1 protein-coding gene is annotated in these 233 nt (G+C 70.4%); it reads right to left on the bottom strand.

Annotated elements, in window-relative coordinates; all coding sequences use genetic code 11:
* Positions 1-233, bottom strand: a 233-nt coding sequence (locus ACZIRK_RS45770) for a helix-turn-helix domain-containing protein (protein WP_474419920.1), incomplete at both ends; no start/stop codon positions are given.

The raw sequence follows: 233 nt of genomic DNA, 5'->3' as shown, positions 1-233 counted from the left end.
CCCTGCGCCATGGCTTGAGGTCGTTCTCGGCCAGCCGGCGACGCACGGTCTCGCCCGACAGGCTGTCGTGATCGGTGAGCTTGACCATCGTGTCGGCCAGCAGCGTCAGCGTCCAGCGTTTGCGGCCAGCGGGCGGCTTGGCGCATGCCGTCGCCACCAGCAGGGCCTCCTCCTTTCCGGTCAGCTTGCGCTCTGCGCCCGGACGCGGCTCCTCGCTCAAGGCCCGCTCCAGA

This window comes from Bradyrhizobium sp. Leo114 (genome assembly GCF_055229415.2).
The sequence above is the reverse complement of the archived record's forward strand: the minus strand, read 5'-3'. Positions and strand labels throughout refer to the sequence as shown.